Annotated in this window: 6 protein-coding genes and 1 pseudogene; 2 read left to right on the forward strand and 5 right to left on the reverse strand. The window is 63.1% G+C overall.

Going from position 1 to position 4271, the window contains the following annotated elements:
• Positions 1–664 (reverse strand): phenylalanine--tRNA ligase subunit alpha (locus JOZ76_RS32690; RefSeq protein WP_291705520.1); only part of this gene is annotated, 664 nt, incomplete at its 3' end.
• 110 nt (positions 665–774) lie between these two features.
• Between JOZ76_RS32690 and JOZ76_RS32695 the strand changes: the two genes are divergently transcribed.
• Complete coding sequence (locus JOZ76_RS32695; RefSeq protein ID WP_366112815.1) at positions 775–1236, forward strand: hypothetical protein; 462 nt, start codon at positions 775–777, stop codon at positions 1234–1236.
• Between the two features lie 5 nt (positions 1237–1241).
• Here JOZ76_RS32695 and rplT read toward each other — a convergent pair whose 3' ends face one another.
• From rplT to infC, 3 genes are all read right to left on the reverse strand, one after another.
• Positions 1242–1601 carry a 50S ribosomal protein L20 gene (rplT, locus tag JOZ76_RS32700; RefSeq protein ID WP_291705516.1) on the reverse strand — a complete coding sequence of 120 codons (360 nt, stop codon included), beginning with the start codon at positions 1599–1601 and terminating at the stop codon, positions 1242–1244.
• 76 nt (positions 1602–1677) lie between these two features.
• Entirely contained in the window at positions 1678–1878 is a 201-nt protein-coding gene (rpmI, locus tag JOZ76_RS32705; protein ID WP_291705517.1) for a 50S ribosomal protein L35, read from the reverse strand.
• 368 nt (positions 1879–2246) lie between these two features.
• The gene (infC, locus tag JOZ76_RS32710; RefSeq protein WP_291705522.1) at positions 2247–2786 is read right to left on the reverse strand and encodes a translation initiation factor IF-3; all 540 of its coding nucleotides are present in this window, start codon (positions 2784–2786) and stop codon (positions 2247–2249) included.
• Positions 2787–3026: 240 nt separating this feature from the next.
• On the opposite strand from infC, the gene JOZ76_RS32715 reads away from it, so the two are divergent.
• Positions 3027–3812, forward strand: coding sequence for an alpha/beta hydrolase (locus JOZ76_RS32715; RefSeq protein WP_291705518.1), 786 nt, complete (start codon positions 3027–3029; stop codon positions 3810–3812).
• A 41-nt stretch (positions 3813–3853) separates the two neighbouring features.
• Here JOZ76_RS32715 and JOZ76_RS32720 read toward each other — a convergent pair.
• Positions 3854–4271, reverse strand: a pseudogene (locus tag JOZ76_RS32720) (acyl-CoA thioesterase domain-containing protein); the annotation flags it as partial.

Consider the following 4271-nt stretch of genomic DNA (forward strand, 5'->3'; position numbering starts at 1 on the left):
CGATCACCAGGCCCTCGACCTGGTGGAACTGCGGCGTATGGGTGGCGTCGGAATCGATGCGGTAGGTGCGCCCCGGGCAGATCACGCGGATCGGCGGTTTCTGGGTCAGCATGGTGCGCACCTGCACCGGCGAGGTGTGGGTTCTCAGTAGCATGCGCGAGCCATCCTCCTTCGCGGGGAAGAAGAAGGTGTCGTGCATCTCCCGCGCCGGATGACCGACCGGAAAATTCAACTTTGTGAAATTGTAATCGTCGGTCTCGATGTCAGGGCCTTCGGCGATCGCAAACCCCATGTCGGCGAAGATCGTGTTGACCTCTTCGAAGACCTGGCTCAGCGGGTGAATCCGGCCGGCTTCGGCGGCAGCCTCCCGCGTCGGCAGCGTAACGTCGACGGTCTCGGAGGCAAGGCGCGCATCGAGCGCGGCCGCCTTCAAGACGTCGCGGCGCGCTGCGAGCGCCGTAGTGACCTGGTCCTTGGCCTGATTGATCGCGGCGCCCTGCGTCTTGCGTTCGTCCGGCGACATTTTGCCGAGGGTAGCAAGCAGCGCCGAGATCGAGCCCTTCTTGCCAAGCGCGGCGACGCGCACGGCTTCCAGGGCCGCTTCATCGCCGGCCGCGGCGATCTCACCCAAAATGGTCTGTACGAGCTTTGCGAGGTCCGACACGGTCATTCTCTGGCTTTGGAGGGCGGCCGGTTGTGGCCGTTCCGAGGCGGAATCGTCAAGGTCAAAACAGCGGTGCGGGAAATGCGGCGATAGCCTGATGTTCTCGAATTTTGAACCTGTTCGGCTGGCGGGTCACCAAGCTCACCGAGGAGGACGTTCTGATGGGCCCAAAATCCTGCGCGGCTGCCCTGGCAGTCGTTCTCTCCCTCGGCCCGACCAGTGCCTTCGCCGAGGACTGTCCTGCCAGATCGACGTCGATGGACGACATCGTCGCCACGCTGAACGAGGCGCCGGGCTGCGACGCTGCGATGAAGGTGTTCGCAGCTTGCGAATATGGCGCGAGCGGCGATGTCGATTTCGGCGCCGTGGTCGAGAAGAAGTGCGAAGCCGACTTTCTCGTTCGCCTCAAGGCGCCCGAAAAGCTGTCCTATCAGCGCGAAATCCGCGTCTGCGACCGCAAGTACCGGAACGAGTCCGGCACCATGTATCTGTCCTTCACGGCGTTCTGCCGGGCCGAAGTGGCCCAGCGCTATTCGCGTCGCGCACTCAAGACGGCCCGCGCACCACGCTAGCTGCGTCAGGCCGCCAGCGCCGCCTTGGCCTTTTCGGCGATCGCCTGGAACGCCACCGGCTCGTTGATCGCAAGATCCGACAGCACCTTGCGGTCGACGACGATTCCCGACTTGGACAGGCCGTCGATAAATCGGCTGTAGGTCAGGCCAAACGGCCGCACCGCGGCGTTGAGGCGCTGGATCCAGAGCGCACGGAAGGTGCGCTTCTTGCGCTTGCGGTCGCGGAAGGCGTACTGGCCGGCCTTTTCGACGGCCTGCTTGGCGACGCGGATGGTGTTCTTGCGGCGGCCATAATAGCCCTTGGCGGCCTTGTAGACTTTCTTGTGCTTGGCGTGACCGGTCACACCGCGTTTGACGCGAGACATGACGAATATCCTTACTTCAGAGGTGATGGTGGTCCGCGCGGGCGCGGATCGGCTTTTTAGGAGGAAGCGGACGCGATCAGGCGTGCGGCAAGAAGTATTTCTTGACGTTGTCGCCGTCGGTCTTGAACAGCACGCGGGTGCCGCGGAGCTGGCGGATCTGCTTCTTCGTACGCTTGATCATGCCGTGACGCTTGCCGCGCTGGGCATGCATGACCTTGCCGTTGGCCGTCACCTTGAAGCGCTTTTTGGCGCCGGACTTGGTCTTCAACTTGGGCATTTGGCTCTCCTTGATGCCGCAACACAAAACCGCCCCTTGAGGGCGGCAGGTCGGCTAAAATGCTCGTTAGAGCGTTGAAAGTGCTAGGAGTTTCCTTTCCGGAAGAAACCTGCACGGACGTCGCCACGGCAGCCCGAAAATCAGCCGGGCGGCGAAGGCTGCGCTTATGGCAGAGCGGAAGCGAATTGGCAATGATGAACCGCGAAACCCAGCCGCACGCCCTGCTGCGTCCAGCGTTCGTCCCCGGGCAGGCTTATGGGGCCGACCAGACCGGTGTTGCCCGATATTCGCTGGGATGCCCGCTAGGGCGGTGGCCGCGGTCCCCGCAGGTTGCGGGGACGGCCGACCGGCTGGGAGCTAGCCGCGAATCAGCGCGGCGCCAGGACCATCACGACCTGGCGGCCCTCGAACTTGGCGTCCTGCTCGACCTTGGCCACCGCGGCAACATCGCTCTTGATCTTGTCCAGGAGTTTCGTGCCGATTTCCTGGTGCGCCATTTCGCGGCCGCGATAGCGCAGCGTGATCTTGACCTTGTCGCCTTCCTCGAAGAAGCGCTGCATCGCCCGCATCTTCACGTCATAGTCGTGATCGTCGATCATCGGCCGCAGCTTTATCTCCTTGATCTCGACGACCTTCTGTTTCTTGCGGGCTTCCGCGGCCTTTTTCTGTGCCGAATATTTGTACTTCCCGTAGTCCATGATCTTGCAGACGGGAGGATTGTTGTTCGGCGAAATCTCCACCAGATCCATGCCTGCTTCCATGGCCATCTTGATCGCGACCATGGTCTCGACGGTGCCGTGGTTGGTGCCGTTCTGATCGATCAGCTGGATCTGCGCATTGCGGATATCGTCATTGGTGCGCGGCCCGTCTTTGGTGGCAGCGGGCGGGGCTCTATTGGGACGGCGAATGGGTGGTTCTCCAAAGTTGTGAACGAAGGGCAATAGTTTGAAGGAAGAAGCCGCAGCGAGCAAGCAAACTTGCGCAATCAGAGACAAAAAGCCACAAATGCGGGGGCCATTTCCATCAAGCCGGGCGGAAATAGAGGCAGATTGATCGTTCCGCAAGTACGGAATGCCATTGCATCGGCAGCGGCATTCCCTCATCAACCCACCGCTCGTCCAGAAAGCTGTCCCGAGGGTAAATGTTCCATGACCAGTTCGCCGGGACCGGCCGATGAGCCGGCCTTCATTGAGGTTGGCGCGGTCGATTCGGCGCGCCGGATTGCGGTCAGGGCCCGTGCCGGCGCAGGGCCGGGCCTGTTCTGGCTGGGTGGCTTCAATTCCGACATGAAGGGGACCAAGGCCCAGGCGCTGGAGTCCTGGGCCGCGGAGCACGGCCGGGCCTGCGTGCGGTTCGACTATTCCGGCCATGGCGAGTCCGGGGGCAAATTCGTCGATGGGACAATTGGCCGCTGGCTGGAGGACAGCGCGGCTGTGTTCACGCAGTTCTGTCGCGGACCGCAGGTCGTGGTCGGCTCATCGATGGGCGGCTGGATGGCGCTCTTGCTGGCTCGCGAAATCGCCGGGAAAGTAAAGGACGCGTCGTTGGCAGGCTTGGTGCTGATCGCGCCCGCGCCCGACTTCACCGAAGAATTAATGTGGAAGGGCTTTTCGCCCGAAATCCGCCAGGAGATCGCAAGCAATGGCGTCTGGCTGCGACCGTCGGAGTATCGCGAGCCCTACCCGATCACGCGCGCCTTGATCGAGGAAGGCCGCAACCACCTGCTGCTCGGGCGCGCCATCGAGATCGGCTGTCCCGTGCACATCCTGCAGGGCGCGAAGGACCCCGATGTCCCCTGGCAACATGCCCTCGCTCTCGTCCATCGCCTGCCGGCCGAGGATGTCGTGCTGACCATGATCCAGGACGGCGATCACCGGCTGTCGCGGCCTCAGGACATTGCCCGCATTCTCGCCGCCGTCGCGGAGATGGGCTAGATCCAATCCACCGCTCGTCGCCCTGCCCTGCTCTGCTCTGGCTATGGCATGGTGACGTCCCGATGGGCCGGATTGCGCATCGGCTTGCGCTGGGCCAGTGCAGCCACCGTCGAGGTGCCGATCGCGCCCTCCTCGTCATAAAGCCAGCACTCGCCGATCGCGATGCCGTCGCGCGAATGATGATTGACCACCTCGAAGCCGACCCACTCCGTCATCGGCAGCCGGTAGAGATAGAGCGTCACGTCGCTGTTGATGAAACCCAACCCCTGGTCGCCGGCATTGGCGAACGGGTTTGCGAAATCCGCCGCGACTGCGACGCGCACGAAGGGCGACACCGGCGTGCCGGCAACGAGCTCGCGCACTTCGCTCATCCACAGCCGGCGCGGACCCAGCGTGCCCATGGCGCCGACGATCGGACGCGTGGTCCATTTGCCGTGCATGCCCAGTCTGACATCGGTG

This window comes from Bradyrhizobium sp. (genome assembly GCF_019244115.1).
Taxonomy (GTDB): Bacteria; Pseudomonadota; Alphaproteobacteria; order Rhizobiales; family Xanthobacteraceae; genus Bradyrhizobium.

Coding starts and splice junctions, on each gene's coding strand:
- rplT (WP_291705516.1), bottom strand. CDS start 1,601: ATGTCTCGCGTCAAACGCGGTGTGACCGGTCACGCCAAGCACAAGAAA.
- rpmI (WP_291705517.1), bottom strand. CDS start 1,878: ATGCCCAAGTTGAAGACCAAGTCCGGCGCCAAAAAGCGCTTCAAGGTG.
- JOZ76_RS32715 (WP_291705518.1), top strand. CDS start 3,027: ATGACCAGTTCGCCGGGACCGGCCGATGAGCCGGCCTTCATTGAGGTT.